Raw genomic sequence first — 16,053 nt, 5'->3', positions numbered from 1 at the left:
TGTCTCCCGCTCATCGTCAGCGGGCCTTGATGTCGACGATCAGCCACCGGTCTCCCCGGTACTCGGCGGTGACGGTGAGCTGGGCCGCGGCGGAGGTGGCGGCGGCCTTGTCCCGCCGCGAGCTCTGGTCGAGGAACACGAGGAGGCGCGCGCTGTCCCCGTCGAGTTCGATCACCCCGGTGCGGACGGCCTGGGTGGAGAGGGTGATGCGCTGGTCGACCAGGTTCGCGCGGACCTGGGCGAGCAGGTCGCCGTACTGGCGGGCGGCGCGCCCGGCGAGGACGGTGCGGGCGGATCGTTCGGCGGCGTCGGTGTTTGCCGCGTTGTAGGAGAAGACCCGGGCGAGTCCTTCGGCCACGTCGCCGCTCACCCGGGTGGTGTTCTCGGTGTCGGTGAGGGCGTGGTTGCGCGCCGATGGAGTGGAACGGAGCTGGTGGGCGGCGTAGAAGAGCCCGCTCCCGCCGAGGAGGAGGACGGTGAGGGCGGCGGCGAGGGCACCTTTTCGCCACAGGGTGGCGGAACGGCGTCCGGCTTTGCTGGTGGTCCCGGTCGCATCCACGTCCATGGCCGACCCGGTGGTCCCGGTCCCATCCACGTCCGGGGTCAACCTCGTCTCCGGCCGGTCGTCGCCGACGGCCTCCGGTGCCTCTCCCCCGTCGGTCCCCGTGTCCCCGCCGGTCTCCTCGCGCAGCAGTCGTGTCATCGGTCCCCGTCCTCCGCTCCGGCGACCGGCACCGCGCTCAGTGCCGCGACCTTCCAGGTGTTCTCGTCCGTGCGGGTCAGGACGGCCTCCAGGCGTTTGCGGTCGGTGGTGGCGGTCGTGGCTCCGCGGGGTGTGACGTCGACGCGTACGGTCGCGATGAGTTTCGCCGTACCGGCCCTCGTGTCGAGGGCGGTGAGCGCGGCCTCGGTGACCGTGGCGCGTGCCGAGGCGCCCACCGTGGGTTCGGTGCGGCCGAGCTCGGTGCGGAGCGGTCCGGTGGAGGCCTCGCGCCAGGCCCGGATGCCGGCTTCGGCGTGTTCGCGGGTCGAGGCGTCGAGGGTGTTCAGGACGGTGATGCGGCTGCGGCCTTCGGCGAGGGCGGTGTCGCGTTCCCGGCCGAAGGCGAGCTCCTCGTCGGTACGGGCCTGGGCGTAGGTCCAGGCTCCGGTCCCGCAGAATCCGAGGGCGGCGACGAGGGCGCCGATGGCCAGGGACTTCGCCCGCTTCATCGGGTGCTCCCGGTGGTCAGGCCGAGGAGTCCGGCCATGTCCGTCGGCCCGCCGGTCGCGCCCGGCAGGGCGAGCGCGCCGGGCAGGGCCTGGTGCGTGTCGCCGGTGGTGCGCGCGCTGCCGGAGGGCAGGGAGCCGGGCCGGGCCGGGGTGGGGACGCCGCCGTTCCCGGGGGCGTGGGCCGAGCCGCGTACGTTGACGCCGGTGGAGGCCGGGGACGTGCAGGCGGCGCGGGTGTTGAGGGCGGGCGCCGTCCCCAGGTCGAGTCCGTTGCGATAGCGCGTACCGCCGTAGCCGGAGGTGCAGGGCAGCGGCTTGAAGAAGGTGACGGCCATGCCGAAGTTCACGTGTCCTCCGTCGACGGTGGTGGCTCCCGCCGAGACGGCCGCCGGGAACTTCACGAGGAGTTCCTCCGTGCCGCGCTGCCGGGTCACGGCGATCTCCGAGGTGGTGAGGAGGTTGGCGAGGACGACGCCGAGGCTCGGGTCGAGGTCGCGCAGGAGGCCGCTGACCTGCCCGGTCGCGTCGGGGGTGACGGCGAGGAGGCGGCGCAGGTCGGTGTCGGAGCCTTTGAGGGTGGCGGCGAGGTCGCGGGCGCCGGTGGCGAAGTCCCGGATGGCGCGGCTCTCGTCGGCCTGGGTGCGCAGGACGACCTCGCCGTCGTCGATGAGCCGGGTGGTGGCGGGCAGGGACCGGTCGGCGGCCTGGACGAGTCTGCTGCCGTTGTCGAGGAGGACCTGGAGGTCGTCGCCGTGTCCCTCGAAGGCCGTGCCGAGTTCGTCGACGACCGTGCGCAGGGAGTCGAGGGGTACGGAGCGGGTGAGGTCGTTCATGCTCGCGAGCACGTCGGTGACGGGTGCGGGCACTTCGGTGTCGGACTGTTCGACGCGGGCGCCGTCGGCGAGGAAGGGTCCGTCGTCGCTCTCGGGGCGGAGGTCGATGTACTGCTCGCCGACCGCGGAGAGTCCGGCGACGACGGCGCGCGCGTCCGCGGGGATCCGGGGCGCCGACTTCTTGATGCGCAGTTCGGCGACGACTCCGTCGGCGGTGAGGTCGATGGCCCCGACGCGGCCCACGGAGACGCCCCGGTAGGTGACGTCGGAGTGGGTGAACAGTCCTCCCGTACGGGCGAGGTGGACGCGGACGGTGTAGTGGTCGGCGACGCCGGCGTAGCGGCCGAGGTCGGCGTACCGGACGCCGACGAAGCCGAGGACGAGTACGGCGATGACGAGGAACGCGAGGTTCTTCAGTCGGATCGTGCGGGTGATCACCGGTTCTCGCCTCCGTCCTTGGATGGGGTGCCCGTCGTGACCGGGGGCAGGGGCAGCGCCGATTGCGGGCTCCGCGGGGAGTACTTCGTTCCCGTTCGCCGCTCGGAGGTCGGCTCCGGGGCCGGCGGGGTGGGGGTCGGGGTGGGCTCGGTCCTGGGGATCAGGGGCGGGATGACCTCGGTGCCCGGGGCGGCGGCGAGGTGGAGATAGGTGTTGAGGTAGTCGCCCTTGATGCCGCGCATCACCTCGTCGGTGAAGGGATAGGTGAGGAGCACCTGGAGTGATGCGGGCAGGTCGGCTCCGGCGTCCGCGAGCGCGGTGAGGGTCGGCGCGAGGGCCTTGAGGTCGGCGACCATGTCCTTCTTGCTCGCGTCGACGGTGGAGACGGCGACGCCGGAGAGGGTGTCCAGGGCCCGCAGCATGGTGAGCAGGGAGCCTCGCTGGTTCTCCAGGGTCTTCAGGCCGGGCGAGAGGCCGGTGAGGACGGTGTCGACGTCCTTCTTGCGGCCGGCGAGGGTGGCGGAGAGCCGGTTGACGCCGTCGAGGGCGCGGGTGATGTCGCCGCGGTGCGCGTCGAGGTTCGTCACCAGGGTGTTCACGCGGTTCAGCATCGAGCGGACCTCGGGTTCGCGGCCGCCGAGCGCAGCGTTGAGTTCCCGAGTGATGGTCTTGAGCTGGTTGACGCCGCCGCCGTTGAGGAGCAGCGACAGTGCGCCGAACACCTCCTCGACCTCCGTGTTGCGGCTGGTGCGCGCGAGGGGGATGACGCTGCCGTCGGTGAGGCGTGTGCCGCTGTCCTTGCGCGGGGCGACGAGCTGGATGTACTTCTCGCCCAGGAGGCTCGACTGTTCGAGCCGTGCTCCGGCGTCGGCGGGGAGCCGGACGTCGCCGTTGATCTTCAGGGTGACGCGGGCGGACCAGGTGCCGGTGCCGAGTTCGATGGCGGTGACGCGGCCGACGGCGACGTCGTTGACCTTGACCGCGGACTGCGGGGCGAGGCTCAGGACGTCGTCGAGCTCGGCGGTGACGGTGTAGGGGTGGGGGCCGAGGTCGGCGCCGCCGGGCAGCGGAAGGTCCTCGATGCCGTCGAACCGGACGGGGTCGGCGGGGAGCGCGCCGAGGACGACGGCGAGTCCGAGGCCGAGCGCGAGGGCTCCGACGGCGCCGGCCCCGACGGCCTTCCGGGAGGGCAGGGAGTCCCGGTTCACCGCTCCCCCTCTCCGCTGCTCGCCGAGGAGCCTCCGGTGACCGGCAGGGGCAGCAGCGGTCCGCCCATGCTGATCTCGTTGAGGTTGGCGCGGCCGTCGAGGGTGCGGGTGTCCTTGTTGTAGGCGTTGACGACGTTGCCGGCGGCGAGCGGGGCGACGTCGAGCGCTTCCGCGAGGGAGGCCCGCTGGTCGACGAGGGTCTGGGTGAGGGGGACGAGCCGGTCGATGTTCTTCTTCAGCTCGCCACGGTTGTCCTTGATGAAGGTCTTGACCTGGGCGAGGGCCTTGCCGAGTTCCTTGAGGGCGCCGGCGAGGTCTTCCTTGTTCTCGGCGAAGTAGCCGACGACCTCGTCCAGGCGTTCCTGCGCGGTGCGGACGTCGCCGTCCTTCTTCTTGAGCATGGTGGTGAAGGTCTGGAGCCGGCCGAGGGTGGTGAACAGGTTCTCGCTGCTGCCGTCGAGGGTCTTGGCGGCCTTGCCGAACTGTTCGATGGAGGTGCCGATGGCCGTGCCGTTGCCCTTGAGGTTCTTCGCTCCGGTGTCCAGGAGTTCGGAGAGGGCTCCGGCGGAGTTGGCGCCGTCGGGGCCGAGCGCCTTGCTCAGTTCGGTGATCGAGTCGTAGAGCTGGTCGATCTCGACGGGGGTGCGGTTGCGGGAGGCGGGCAGCTGGGCGCCGGCGGCGAGGGTGGGGCCGGTGCTGTAGGCGGGGGTGAGCTGGACGTACCGGTCGGCGACGATGCTCGGGGCGACGACGAGGGCCCGGGCGTCGGCGGGGACGCGGACGCCTTCGTCGAGGCGGAGTGCGACGCGTACCCGGGTGCCTTGCGGCTCCACGGATTCCACCTCTCCGACGCGTACGCCGAGGACGCGCAGGTCGGATCCGGCGTAGATGCCGACCGCCCGGTCGAACCAGGCGGTGACGCGGATGCCGTCGTCGTCGAGGACGCGGACGGCGACGAGGCCGCAGGCCGCGAGCACCGTGAGGGCGAGCCCGGCGACGAGGGGCTTTCTGGACTTGGTCATCGTTCACCGCTTCCCTTGGCCGTCGCCGTCTGTTTCGGCGGCAGGCATCCGGTCTTGGGCTGCGAGGCCTCGGGCAGATAGGTGCGGGGCACCACGCCGCACAGGTAGCTGTCGAACCAGCGGCCGCTGCCGAGGGTGTTGCCGACGAGCCGGTAGTACGGGCCGATGAGCGCGAGCGTCTTGTCGAGCTGGCCGCTGTTCTTCTCCAGGACGCCGGTGACGCGGCTGAGGGCCTTCAGGGTGGGGCCGAGCTGCCGTTTGTTGTCGCCGACGAGGCCGCTGAGCTCGGTGCCCAGGTCCCGGCTTCCCTTGAGGAGTGCGCGGATGGCCTCGCGGCGCTTCTTGAGCTCCCCGAGCAGCGAACCGCCGTCCTCGATGAGGATCTCGAAGCTGGACTTCTTGTCCTCCAGGGTCTTGGTGAACTTCTTGCTGTTCTCCAGGAGCCGGGCGAGTTCGGTGTCGCGCTTGGAGACGGACTTCGACAGTTCGGACAGGCCGGTGGCGGCGTTGCGTACGTGCGGCGGGGAGTTCTTGAAGGTGTCGGAGATCGTCTGAAAGCTCTCCGCTAGTTTCTCTGTGTCGATGGCGTCGACGGTGCCGCTGAGGTCCTGGAAGGCCTGTGTCACGTCGTACGGGGAGGTGGTGCGGGACTGCGGGATGCGGGTGCCGGCGTCCTGCGGGGCGGAGCCCAGCGGGTCGAGCGCCAGGTACTTCTCGCCGAGGAGGGTCTTGATGGCGATGGCGGCGGTGGAGCGGTCGCCGATCCAGGCGTCGCCGACCTCGAACGTCACCTTGACCTTGGGTCCGTCGAGGGCGACCTCGGTGACCTTGCCGACCTTGACCCCGGCGATGCGGACCTCGTCGCCGGCGTCGAGTCCGGCGGCCTCGGTGAAGTCGGCGCTGTAGGCGGTGTCGCCGCCGACGAGGGGCAGCCGTTCCACGTTGTACGCCAGGACGGCCATGAGGGCGAGGACCACGAGGCCGACGAGGGCGACGGCGACGGGGGTGCGCTCCTTGACCGGCTTGAACCGGCCGAGCGGGCTCATCCGCGGCACCTCGTCTCGGTCACGGCGATGCCGGTCGGCGGCTTGGAGCCGTCGGAGGTTCCCACGCCGCTCACGCGCGCCTCGCAGAGGTAGAGGTTGAACCACGATCCGTACGAGGAGAGCCGGGCCAGGGCCGTCATCTTGCCGGGGGTGTTGGCGAGGAAGGTCTCGATGGTGGGGGTGTGGTCGCCCAGGGTGCCGGAGAGCCGGCCAAGTTCGCGGATGTCCTTCTTGAGGGGGGCGCGCCCCTCCTGGAGGAGTCCGGCGGTCGTCGTCGTGAGGTCGCCGATGGCCTTGACCGCCTCGCCGAGGGGTTTGCGGTCGGTGTTGAAGCCGGTGACGAGTTTCTGCAGGGTGACGACGAGGTCTCCGAAGGCGGCCTCGCGGTTGTTGAGGGTGGTCAGGACCGTGTTGAGGTGGGTGACGACCTCGCCGATGACCTTGTCCTTGGCGGCCACGGTCCTGGTGAGGGAGCCGATGTGCCGCAGGAGGCTGTCGACGGTTCCGCTCTCGCCCTGGAGGACCTGCACGAGCGAACCGGCGAGATCGTTGACGTCGGCGGGCGAGAGTCCCTCGAACAGGGGCTTGAAGCCATTGAACAGCAGGGTCAGGTCGAGTGCGGGGGTGGTGCGGTCGAGCGGGATGGTGTCCCCGGCGTTCAGGGTGCCGGCCAGGTCGCCGGTGCCCCGGCCGAGGGAGACGTACCGCTGCCCGACCATGTTGAGGTACTTCACGGCGGCGGTCGCCGACCGGGGCAGGGTGCGGTCCTCGCGGACCGTGAAGGTGACCTGGGCGGTGCGCCGCTGGACGACGCGCACGTCGGTCACCTCGCCCACCTTCACCCCGGCGATGCGTACGGAGTCGCCCTCGACGAGCCCGGTGACGTCGGTGAACAGCGCCTTGTAGGAGCGGGTGGCGGAGCCGACGCCGGTGTTGGCGATGCTGAAGCCGAGGACGGTGGTGGCGAGCGCCGTGACCAGGACGAACGCGAGGGACTTCAGGACGGTCCCGGTCAGACCGCGACGTCGCGTGGGGGAGGGGCGTGTCGTCATCGGAGGGTCACCTCCGCACCGCGGAACGCCGGGCCGGCGAGCAGGCTGCTCCAGTCCGGCAGGTCGCCGGGCCGCTTCTTCGCCGCGGGGGCGAGGAGTTCGTTGACGAGGTCGTTCTCCTGCGGGGAGTTGGCGGGCCCGAGGTCCTGGTCGGCCGCGGCGGACGCCCGCGCGGCGGGTGCGGCCGGGACGCCGAGGTAGGGCACGGGGTAGCAGTGGGGGCCGCCGCCCGTTCCGTACGAGGGAGTGTCCCGGCCGGGGACGTAGGCGCCGCGCGAGGGGACGGTGGTCACCTCGACGTGCAGTCCGGGCTGGTTCGTGCCCTTGCCGAGGGCCTTGTCCATCGCGGGCACGAACTGGGCGAGGGTCCGCAGGGTGCAGGGGAAGGACGGGGAGTACTCGGCGAGCAGTTCCAGGGTCGGCCTGCTGGTGGCGCTGAGGCGGATGATGTTGTTCTTGTTCTGCCGGAGGAAGGCGGTCAGGTCCTGTGCCGTCCGGGTGGTGGCGCCGAAGGTGCCGGCCAACTCGCCCTCCTTCTCCGCGAGGGTGCCGCTGGTCCTGGTGAAGTCGGTGAGCGCGGTGACGATGTCCGGGGCGGCGTCCGCGTAGAGGTGGCTGACCTTCACGAGCTCTTTCAGGTCGCGGGTGAGGGCGGGCAGATGGGGGTTGAACTCGCGGAGATGGGCGTCGAGTTGGGCGAGCGTCTCGCCGAGCTTGTCGCCGCGCCCCTCCAGGGCGCGGGAGACGGCGGACAGGGTCGCCGACAGTTTCTGCGGCTGGACGGCCGTGAGCAGGGGCAGGACGTTGTCGAGGACCTGCTGGAGTTCCACGGCGTTGCTCGATCGGTCCTCGGGGATGACGTCTCCGGGGCCGAGTGCCCGGGCGGAGGGGGTCGCGGGCGGTACGAGGGCCACGAACCGTTCGCCGAAGAGGGTCGTGGGCAGCATCTGCGCGCGGACGTCGGAAGGGACGTGGCGCAGGGTTCCGGGCCGCATGGCGAGGGTGAGCCGGGCGCCGCCGTCGGTGGCGTCGATGGCGCGGACCTCGCCGATGACGACGCCGCGCAGTTTCACCTCGGCTCCGAGGTGCATCTCGTTGCCGACGCTGCCGGTCTCCACGACGATCGGGTCGGAGTCGGTGAAGCGCTTGTCGTAGACGGCGACCGCGAGGGAGGCGAGCAGGACGGGTACGAGCAGGAAGACGACGCCGGCGAACCGGCGGCGGACGGTCTCGGCACGTGAGTCGCTCATCTCACCCCGCCACCTTCACGGTCGTGGTCGCGCCCCAGAGGGCCAGCGACAGGAAGAAGTCGGTGACGCTGATCAGCACGATGGCGTTGCGTACGGAGCGGCCGACGGCGATGCCGACGCCTGCGGGGCCGCCGGTGGCCCGGAAGCCGTAGTAGCAGTGGGCGACGATCACCATCACGCTGAAGATCAGCACTTTCAGCACCGAGAGGAGGCCGTCCGTCGGTGACAGGAAGAGGTTGAAGTAGTGGTCGTACGTGCCCTGGGACTGGCCGTTGAAGAGGACCGTGACGTAGCGGGAGGCCAGGTAGGAGGAGAGCAGGCCGATCGCGTAGAGCGGGACGATGGCGACGACGCCCGCGATGATGCGGGTGGTGACCAGGTACGGCATGGAGCGGATGCCCATGCCTTCGAGGGCGTCGACCTCTTCGTTGATGCGCATGGCGCCGAGCTGGGCGGTGAATCCGGCGCCGACGGTCGCGGAGAGCGCGAGCCCGGCGACGAGCGGGGCGATCTCGCGGGTGTTGAAGTACGCGGAGACGAATCCGGTGAAGGCGGCGGTGCCGATCTGTTCGAGGGCCGCGTAGCCCTGGAGGCCGACGACGGTTCCGGTGAACAGCGTCATCGCGATCATGACGCCGATGGTGCCGCCGATGACGCCGAGGCCGCCGGAGCCGAAGGCGACCTCGGCGAGCAGCCGTTGCACCTCCTTGAGGTAGCGGCGCAGCGTCCGCGGGATCCAGAGCAGGGCTCGGACGTAGAACAGGAGCTGGTCACCGGACCGGTCGAGCCATACGAACGGGGAGGCCATCGGTCTCAGCCTCCCTTCGGCGGGACGATCTGCAGGTAGATGCCCGTGAGCACCATGTTCACGAAGAACAGCAGCATGAAGGTGATGACGACGGACTGGTTGACGGCGTCGCCGACGCCTTTGGGTCCGCCGCGGGGGTTGAGTCCCCGGTAGGCGGCGACGATGCCGGCGATGAACCCGAAGATCAGGGCCTTGAGTTCGCTGATGTAGAGGTCGGGCAGCTGGGCGAGGGCGGAGAAGCTGGAGAGGTACGCGCCGGGGGTGCCGCCCTGGAGGACGATGTTGAAGAAGTAGCCGCCCAGCGTGCCGACGACCGAGACCATGCCGTTGAGGAGCACGGCGACGGCCATGGTGGCGAGAACGCGCGGGACGACCAGGCGCTGGACGGGCGAGACGCCCATGACCTCCATGGCGTCGAGCTCCTCCCGGATCTTGCGGGAGCCGAGGTCGGCGCAGATGGCGGAGCCGCCGGCGCCGGCGATCAGGAGGGCCACGATGAGCGGGCTGGCCTGCTGGATGACGGCGAGGACGCTGGCACCGCCGGTGAACGACTGGGCTCCCAGCTGTTGGGTGAGGGAGCCGACCTGGAGGGCGATGACGGCGCCGAACGGGATGGAGACGAGTGCGGCGGGCAGGATGGTGACGCTCGCGACGAACCAGAACTGCTCGATGAACTCCCGGAACTGGAAAGGGCGCCGGAAGACGGCCCTGCTCACCTCGGCAGCGAGGGCGAAGAGGCGGCCGGTCTGCCGCAGCGCGCCGGTGATCACGAGCCGCTCCCGGTGGCCGGCATGGTCAGGGTGGGCGCGGCAGCGGTGCGCGCGTAGGTGTCGCGGATCGCGGCGCGGGCGGCGGGCGGCAGCTGGTCGAGCATGCCGAGGACGCGCTCTCGCCGCCGGGTGACGGCCGCGCGGGGCGGCAGACCCGGGGACGGTTCCAGCTGCGGGACGATGACGCGGGGCGCCGTCGAGTGGCCTGCCAGGTTCTCCGCCTCGGCGGCGAGGAGGGCGGCGTCCTTCTCCTCGGACATGCCGATGGGGCCTTCGCGGCGGCCGGCGAGGAACTGGGTCACGACCGGTTCGTCACTGGTGAGGAGGACCTCGCGGGGCCCGAAGGTGACGAGCCTGCGCCGGAAGAACATCCCCATGTTGTCGGGGACGGTGGCGGCGATGTCGAGGTTGTGGGTGACGATGAGCATCGTCGCGTCGATCCGCGCGTTGAGGTCGATGAGCAGCTGGGACAGGTAGGCGGTGCGGACCGGGTCGAGTCCGGAGTCCGGCTCGTCGCACAGCACGATCTGCGGGTCCAGCACGAGCGCGCGAGCCAGTCCGGCGCGCTTGCGCATGCCTCCGCTGATCTCGCCCGGCAGCTTGCCCTCCGCGCCGAGCAGACCGACGAGTTCGATCCGCTCCATGACGATGCGCCGGATCTCGGACTCCCGCTTGCGGGTGTGCTCGCGCAGCGGGAAGGCGATGTTGTCGAAGAGGCTCATGGAGCCGAACAGGGCGCCGTCCTGGAACATGAGGCCGAAGAGCTTCCGGGTCTCGTAGATGTCCCGTTCGGGGCTGCCGACCATGTCGACACCGTTGATGAGGACACGGCCCTGCTGGGGTTTCAGCAGTCCGATGAGCGATTTCAGGAAGACCGTCTTCCCGGTACCGGAAGGGCCGAGCATGACGCTGACCTCTCCGGCCGGCAGGGTCAGTGACACGTCCTGCCAGATGTTCTGCTTGCCAAAGGACATGGTCAGACCCTCAACGACTACTTCGATTCCCATCCCACCTCCAGCAAGCGTGCGTCGGGTGTGCGCCGCGGGCGCACGTTAAGGCGGTGCGGATCATCCGGACAATAGGCGGGCGCCATATTTCTTGATCCGCTCCTGTATTTGTCTCCGCGGAGACAAGGTCGGGATCGACTTTTGTCTCCGCGGAGACACAGAGCTGCGCCGACCTGCGACGGTGCGCCGCCCCGGGAACGCTACGGCCGAGTAACCTCTCGCGGCAATAGCGGATTCCGAGTTTTCCCGACAGGAAATCAAACGGCGGAACATTTATCAGTCGGGAGACAGTTCCGCCTCACCGTTTATCACCGGGGAGAGTGGCGGGTCACCCCGGCGATCGATCAGAATTGTCGACATTGCGCACCCGGGAACCAAGGGGATTCACGCCATCGCTCACCCACTTGACAGGCATTTCGACATCTCCAAAGAATCATGGGCTGCGCCATTGTTCAGCTAAGTTTCCCGCAAGTAACGTCTGGTTTCGCGGCCGAGAAATGTCGGGCCGCCGGCCGCTCGACCCCCACCGCGGCCACCCCTCTGCCGGTCAATCCCCAAGGAGAGTCCCAGAGCCATGAAGAAGCCCATCAGAAAGCTCGCCGTCGTCGCCGGAGCCGCCTCGGCCGCGTTCGGCCTGGCCGTCAGCCCCGCCTCGGCGGTGGCGTCCACGGTCTGGACCGTCAGCCCGTCCCCGGCCAGCATCACCGCGGTCAACAGCGGGAACATCGTCCTCAGCGTCAACGGCATCGCCATGACGTGTACGAAGTCGAACGGTTCGGGCACGGGCCAGAGCACCACCGGCAACCCGGCGACCGTCGGCACCATCAACTCCATCGCCTTCGGCGTCGCCGGGACGCCCTGCACCAGCGTGCTGGGCCCCGTGACCGCCGTCCCGACCACCCCCTGGACGATCGTGGCGCAGGACTACACCGCCGCGACCGGCGTCACCAAGGGCTACGTCGGCAACGTCGACGCCAAGGTGACCGTCGGCGCCTGTGTCTTCCGCGTCACGGGCAAGGCGTCCAGCACGTACACCAACTCGACGGGCGCGCTCGCCGTCAACAGCCTCGCGGGCGAGCTCACCGTCGTCTCGTCCTCCGGCTGCGGTTCGGCCGTCCCGGTCGGCGCCAAGCCCACCTTCAAGGGCACGTACCTCTTCAAGGTGGCGGGCACCACGACCATCCCGACGATCGTCGGTTCCAACCCGTAAGGACGCAGAAACCCGCGTCCGTCCGGCCGGCGACCCCGGCCGGGCGGACGCGGGCCTGTGCCCGCGCCCTTCGCCGGCCCCCTTCCCCCGTCGGCACACGAACGACCCGAGCGGAGCAACAGATGAGAGGCCCCGGGCCCACCCCTCGACCTTCCCGTATCCGCGCGCGCGGCGCGACGATCGCCGCGTTCGTGGCGCTCGCCCCCCTGCTCCCGGCGGCAGCCGTCGCCGTCGGGACGCTGAAGGTCGACACCGCGCTGCCCTATGTCTGCGCCCTGCCCTCGGGACAGCGGCCCGCGACGGTGCGGATCACGGCGGCCTTCCCCGACCGGGCGGCCCCCGGCGAGGAGATCAGGCCCACCGACGTCACCACGACGGTGGAGTTCCCGGCCGCGGCCGACCTCACCGCCTCTGCGGGCTCCAAGGTGCGGGCGGAAACCCGGCTCACGGTCGACGTGGCCCAGAACGAGCAGCGCGCGCAGGCGACCTGGAGCGGTACGGCGCAGTCCCTCGACGTCCCCGCCGAGGGGCCTCTCGTGCTCACCACGACCGGCGACGTGCCGACGCTGACGACGGACACGGCCGGCGATCTGACCCTCACCGCCGCGGGCCTCACCCTCGATCTCGCCCCGAGCACGGACACCGGCGCGCCCGCCACCGCGTCCTCTCTCTCCGTGAGCTGCGTCCCCGGTCAGGACGCGGAGGGCCGGACTCTGCTCGCCACGGTCCCGGTAGGCGCCGACACCGGCACCGGGAATCCGAGCACCCCTCCCACCTCGCCGTCCGCCCCTTCGGCGTCTCCTTCCTCCTCCCCGTCCTCCGGGCCGTCCTCCCCCTCGGGACGGACGGTCCCGGTGCGTCCGGGAACGGCGGACGGCCACGCCCCGAAGGACCCGCGGACCGGGCAGCAGACGGACAGGGGCAAGGGCCTGACGGTGACCGACGAGGACGCACCCGGCACCGCGGCGGGCCGGCCGGCCGCACCGCCCTGCGTCACCGGGGAACCGACCCCCACCTCACTGTCGGCGTACATCACCGGCTACTCCAACGTGCGCAAGCTGAACGGCGCCAACATCATTCCGGTGTCGTGCGTCCTGATCGAGCAGGGCCAGCCGGAGTTCGTCGTCCGGCCGGACGGAAGCATGCACCTCCTCACTCCGTCGACCGGACACCTCTCCTACCAGGGGCGCAAGCAGACCCCGCCGTTCAAGGCCACCTTCCTGACGTTCGGCTTCGCGCCGGCCACGGCCACCATGGTCCTGGAGCAGACAGGGCCCCTGACCGTCGACTCGGACGTCCTGCTGGTCTTCCCCGACAACCTCTCGGAGACGTACATCCGCGCCCGCTTCGTGCTGCGGGTCCTCGACGTCCGGGTGAACGGCACCCGGCTGGACGTCGGGCCCGACTGCCGCACCGAGAAGCCGCTCACCTCCCGCGAGCCCGACCCCGCCAAGTACCCCGGGGACCACCTCGTACTCCTGGGCAAGGGACAGCTCATCAACGGCACGGACGCGACCGGTTACCTCCTCACCGGCGGCGGGCCGCTCACCGGCGAGGTGTCCATCCCCGCCTTCAAGGGATGCGGCGCCGGCGGTGAGAACCTCGACCGGCTCCTCACGGCGTCCATCTCCGGCCCCGGCAACTACATCAAGCAGATCCAGGGCCAGACCTGCGCCGTGGGCGTCGACGTGCCCACCGAAGGCCAGTGCACCGAGGACCGCCAGCCGTACGTGGTCCCCAAGCCCGAACGCTGATCAGACCGCCCTGTCCCCCCTTCACCCCGACGGAAGGCATCCGCCATGTCCCTCGTCACCTCCCGCACGAGACTCGCCACCCTGTCCGCGCTGACCGCGCTCGGCGCCTTCGTCTCCATCGGCACGGCGACCGCGGCCTCACCACAGCTGAACGGCAGCTGGGCCCCGTTCGACCGCTGCCCCGTCGACGCCCCCGCGATACTCGCCGCCGACGGCCTCGACAAGGCGCCGCAGTGCGTGTCGTCCTCCTCGGCCGGCGGCTCCATCAAGCTCGGGAACACGACCGTGGTCACCGGCAGGACCAACCTCCAGTTCGGTGTGATCCAGAACGCCGACGGCACCAACACCGTCGTCCCCCCGCCCGCCGGCTCCCTCATCGCGGACTCCGCCACCGTCCCCGGCGGCCTGCTCGGCCTGATGTGTCCGAGCGACATCCCGTTCATCACCGACATCTGCCGGCAGCTGTCCGACGCCGACCTCAACAGGATCACCGCCACCATGGAATCGGTCGGCACGCCTTCGAACTTCGACCAGATCGCGGGCGTCCTCACCGACATGCCGATCGTGACCATCCCGGTCCGCATCCACCTGGAGAACCCGTTCCTCGGCAGCAACTGCTACATCGGGTCCAAGTCCAACCCGATCCTGCTGCGCCCGAGCAACAAGACCGCGCCCGACTTCGGCGTCGAGCGCTACAGCGGCGACGGCACCCCGAACGAGGAAGGCGACATGAGCCGCCTCAACCTCCTCGGCTCCACCCAGGTCGACACCACCTTCGCCGTCCCCGGCGCCAGCGGCTGCGGCCTGGGCCTCGGCCTGGTCAACGGCGCCGTCAACCTCAAGACGGGGCTGCCCTCCGCGGCCGGGAAGAACAGCCTCACGCTCAACAACACCCAGACCTACCTGACCGGCCTCTACGCCCCCGGCGTCCTCGCCCCCGACGCCGGAAAGGTGTTCTCCCAGAACTGGCACTCGGCGGTCAGGTAACGGCCACCCAGGGGCGATTCCCGGCCTAGTCCGGCGGCGCACGGGCCTCCGGACCGCCAACTCTTGCGCAAGTTGTGTACAGCACACAGCAGTTGATTTAGCTTCAGCAGTCCCCGTTGGTACGCACCTGACGGCCGGGGCGGCGCCCACCCCACCCGGGAGGGCGCCGCACCGCCGCTCCCCACCGGTCGCGCAGGAGAGCAAGGGATCACCCCATGCCCGCAATCGCACAGTCACCGAACATCGGCGAGCCGCTCGACCCGCTCCCCAGGGAGTTCGCCGACCTGATGAGGCCGGAGATCCCGGGCCTCATCAAGGAGATCGGCGTGGAGATCCAGCGGACCTATCCCGTGTACGCCCATCTCTTCAACGGACCGCACTCGGACGCCATCCGCCAGGGCGTGGAACAGGCCCTGGCGGCCTTCGTGGAACGGGTCGCCGCCCCGGGGACCAAGTCGGCCCTCAGGGACGAGTTGCTGCGCAAGTTCGGCCGCGTGGAGGCCTACGAGGGCCGTGACCTCGACTCCTTACAGGGTGCCTATCGCCTCGGGGCCCGCATCGCGCTGCGCCGGGCCAAGAGCATCGGCCGCACCTACAACCTCTCCCCCACCCTCATCCTGGCCTTCGCGGACGCCCTCTTCGCCTACGTCGAGGAGCTCGAAGCCCTGTCCCGCGAGGGCTACGTCATGGCCCAGGCCCGCGCGGTGTCCGACGCGGCGGCGCGGAGAAGACAGTTACTCCACCTCGTCGTCGCGGGTCCGCCACTGCCCCGGGCGACGATCGCCGAGCTCTGCGAGGAGGCCTCCTGGCAGCTCCCCGCCGAATGCACCCTGGTGGCCCTCCGTCCTCCGGTCGCCGAGCTCATCCAGGCGGGTCTCGACCGGGACGTCCTGGCGGACCTCAGCCTCCCCCAGCCGCATCTGCTCATCCCGGGGCCGCTCACCCCGCAGCGCCTCGCGATGCTCGAATCCGCCCTGGCCGGCACCCCCGCCGTCGTCGGCCTGACCGTGCCGCCGGTGCAGGCCGCGCACTCCATCCGCTGGGCGCGGCGCGTGCTGCAGCTCATCGACGACGGCATCGTGGCGGACGCGCCCCTCGTGCGCTGCGAGGAGCACCTGACAACGTTGTGGCTGCTGTCCGATCCGGCCCTCACGGCGCAGCTCGCCGCGCGTGAACTGGCCCCGCTCGACGATCTCTCGGGTACCCGGCGCGAACGGCTGATCGAGACCCTGCGCGTCCACATCTCCACGCGCGCCCCCGCCGAACAGGTCGGCGAGATGCTGGGCGTGCACGCGCAGACGGTCCGCTACCGCCTGCGGAACCTGGACAACCACTTCGGCGACCGGCTCCTCGATCCCGACCATCGGTTCGCCCTCGAAGCGGCCCTTCGCTCGCTGCACCTCCACAGCAGGAAGCGCGCGGACTGAGCCTCGTACCCCTTCTCGCGCCGCGGGAG

The 16,053-nt window shown here is 70.5% G+C and carries 15 protein-coding genes; 4 read left to right on the top strand and 11 right to left on the bottom strand.

What is annotated here, in order from left to right; all coding sequences use genetic code 11:
* Window positions 1-16: 16 nt before the first annotated feature.
* From AC07AW_RS16435 to AC07AW_RS16385, 11 genes are read right to left on the bottom strand one after another with little or no spacing between them, the layout of a single operon-like run.
* On the bottom strand, window positions 17-703 hold the full coding sequence (locus AC07AW_RS16435) for a hypothetical protein (protein ID WP_478816115.1): 687 nt from the start codon (window positions 701-703) through the stop codon (window positions 17-19).
* Entirely contained in the window at window positions 700-1,212 is a 513-nt protein-coding gene (locus tag AC07AW_RS16430; RefSeq protein WP_478816114.1) for a hypothetical protein, read from the bottom strand. Before AC07AW_RS16430 ends, AC07AW_RS16435 begins: the two co-directional genes overlap by 4 nt.
* Window positions 1,209-2,483, bottom strand: coding sequence for an MCE family protein (locus tag AC07AW_RS16425; RefSeq protein ID WP_478816113.1), 1,275 nt, complete (start codon window positions 2,481-2,483; stop codon window positions 1,209-1,211). The genes AC07AW_RS16430 and AC07AW_RS16425 overlap by 4 nt, the downstream gene beginning before the upstream one ends.
* A complete protein-coding gene (locus AC07AW_RS16420; RefSeq protein ID WP_478816112.1) occupies window positions 2,480-3,691 on the bottom strand; it encodes an MCE family protein in 1,212 nt (403 codons plus the stop codon). The genes AC07AW_RS16425 and AC07AW_RS16420 overlap by 4 nt, the downstream gene beginning before the upstream one ends.
* A complete protein-coding gene (locus tag AC07AW_RS16415; protein WP_478816111.1) occupies window positions 3,688-4,713 on the bottom strand; it encodes an MCE family protein in 1,026 nt (341 codons plus the stop codon). Before AC07AW_RS16415 ends, AC07AW_RS16420 begins: the two co-directional genes overlap by 4 nt.
* Window positions 4,710-5,759 (bottom strand): MCE family protein, encoded by a 1,050-nt coding sequence (locus AC07AW_RS16410; protein ID WP_478816110.1) that lies wholly within the window; start codon window positions 5,757-5,759, stop codon window positions 4,710-4,712. The genes AC07AW_RS16415 and AC07AW_RS16410 overlap by 4 nt, the downstream gene beginning before the upstream one ends.
* Entirely contained in the window at window positions 5,756-6,811 is a 1,056-nt protein-coding gene (locus AC07AW_RS16405; RefSeq protein WP_478816109.1) for an MCE family protein, read from the bottom strand. Before AC07AW_RS16405 ends, AC07AW_RS16410 begins: the two co-directional genes overlap by 4 nt.
* Window positions 6,808-8,061: an MCE family protein gene (locus AC07AW_RS16400; protein WP_478816108.1), complete on the bottom strand. Its 1,254-nt coding sequence runs from the start codon at window positions 8,059-8,061 to the stop codon at window positions 6,808-6,810. Before AC07AW_RS16400 ends, AC07AW_RS16405 begins: the two co-directional genes overlap by 4 nt.
* Window position 8,062: 1 nt before the next feature.
* Window positions 8,063-8,869 carry an MlaE family ABC transporter permease gene (locus AC07AW_RS16395; RefSeq protein WP_478816107.1) on the bottom strand — a complete coding sequence of 269 codons (807 nt, stop codon included), beginning with the start codon at window positions 8,867-8,869 and terminating at the stop codon, window positions 8,063-8,065.
* 5 nt (window positions 8,870-8,874) lie between these two features.
* Window positions 8,875-9,639: an MlaE family ABC transporter permease gene (locus tag AC07AW_RS16390; protein WP_030212814.1), complete on the bottom strand. Its 765-nt coding sequence runs from the start codon at window positions 9,637-9,639 to the stop codon at window positions 8,875-8,877.
* A complete protein-coding gene (locus AC07AW_RS16385) occupies window positions 9,636-10,646 on the bottom strand; it encodes an ABC transporter ATP-binding protein (protein WP_478816106.1) in 1,011 nt (336 codons plus the stop codon). The genes AC07AW_RS16390 and AC07AW_RS16385 overlap by 4 nt, the downstream gene beginning before the upstream one ends.
* Before the next feature lie 574 nt (window positions 10,647-11,220).
* Between AC07AW_RS16385 and AC07AW_RS16380 the strand changes: the two genes are divergently transcribed.
* The 4 genes from AC07AW_RS16380 (at window position 11,221) to AC07AW_RS16365 (ending at window position 16,024) form a co-directional block, all read left to right on the top strand.
* Window positions 11,221-11,856 (top strand): hypothetical protein, encoded by a 636-nt coding sequence (locus tag AC07AW_RS16380; protein ID WP_478816105.1) that lies wholly within the window; start codon window positions 11,221-11,223, stop codon window positions 11,854-11,856.
* A 122-nt stretch (window positions 11,857-11,978) separates the two neighbouring features.
* Complete coding sequence (locus AC07AW_RS16375; RefSeq protein WP_478816104.1) at window positions 11,979-13,610, top strand: DUF6801 domain-containing protein; 1,632 nt, start codon at window positions 11,979-11,981, stop codon at window positions 13,608-13,610.
* A 45-nt stretch (window positions 13,611-13,655) separates the two neighbouring features.
* Window positions 13,656-14,597, top strand: coding sequence for a hypothetical protein (locus tag AC07AW_RS16370; RefSeq protein ID WP_478816103.1), 942 nt, complete (start codon window positions 13,656-13,658; stop codon window positions 14,595-14,597).
* A gap of 215 nt (window positions 14,598-14,812) precedes the next feature.
* Complete coding sequence (locus AC07AW_RS16365; RefSeq protein WP_478816102.1) at window positions 14,813-16,024, top strand: PucR-like N-terminal domain-containing protein; 1,212 nt, start codon at window positions 14,813-14,815, stop codon at window positions 16,022-16,024.
* Window positions 16,025-16,053 lie beyond the last annotated feature (29 nt).

This window comes from Streptomyces sp. NPDC044003, assembly GCF_056435185.1.
This window is presented reverse-complemented; position numbering and strand designations above follow the sequence as displayed.

What these genes read in the sequence shown, in the direction of transcription:
- AC07AW_RS16410 (WP_478816110.1), bottom strand. Translation starts at nt 5,759, where the DNA reads ATGAGCCCGCTCGGCCGGTTCAAGCCGGTCAAGGAGCGCACCCCCGTC.
- AC07AW_RS16395 (WP_478816107.1), bottom strand. Translation starts at nt 8,869, where the DNA reads ATGGCCTCCCCGTTCGTATGGCTCGACCGGTCCGGTGACCAGCTCCTG.
- AC07AW_RS16370 (WP_478816103.1), top strand. Translation starts at nt 13,656, where the DNA reads ATGTCCCTCGTCACCTCCCGCACGAGACTCGCCACCCTGTCCGCGCTG.
- AC07AW_RS16365 (WP_478816102.1), top strand. Translation starts at nt 14,813, where the DNA reads ATGCCCGCAATCGCACAGTCACCGAACATCGGCGAGCCGCTCGACCCG.
- AC07AW_RS16415 (WP_478816111.1), bottom strand. Translation starts at nt 4,713, where the DNA reads ATGACCAAGTCCAGAAAGCCCCTCGTCGCCGGGCTCGCCCTCACGGTG.
- AC07AW_RS16400 (WP_478816108.1), bottom strand. Translation starts at nt 8,061, where the DNA reads ATGAGCGACTCACGTGCCGAGACCGTCCGCCGCCGGTTCGCCGGCGTC.
- AC07AW_RS16385 (WP_478816106.1), bottom strand. Translation starts at nt 10,646, where the DNA reads ATGGGAATCGAAGTAGTCGTTGAGGGTCTGACCATGTCCTTTGGCAAG.
- AC07AW_RS16375 (WP_478816104.1), top strand. Translation starts at nt 11,979, where the DNA reads ATGAGAGGCCCCGGGCCCACCCCTCGACCTTCCCGTATCCGCGCGCGC.
- AC07AW_RS16430 (WP_478816114.1), bottom strand. Translation starts at nt 1,212, where the DNA reads ATGAAGCGGGCGAAGTCCCTGGCCATCGGCGCCCTCGTCGCCGCCCTC.
- AC07AW_RS16435 (WP_478816115.1), bottom strand. Translation starts at nt 703, where the DNA reads ATGACACGACTGCTGCGCGAGGAGACCGGCGGGGACACGGGGACCGAC.
- AC07AW_RS16405 (WP_478816109.1), bottom strand. Translation starts at nt 6,811, where the DNA reads ATGACGACACGCCCCTCCCCCACGCGACGTCGCGGTCTGACCGGGACC.
- AC07AW_RS16380 (WP_478816105.1), top strand. Translation starts at nt 11,221, where the DNA reads ATGAAGAAGCCCATCAGAAAGCTCGCCGTCGTCGCCGGAGCCGCCTCG.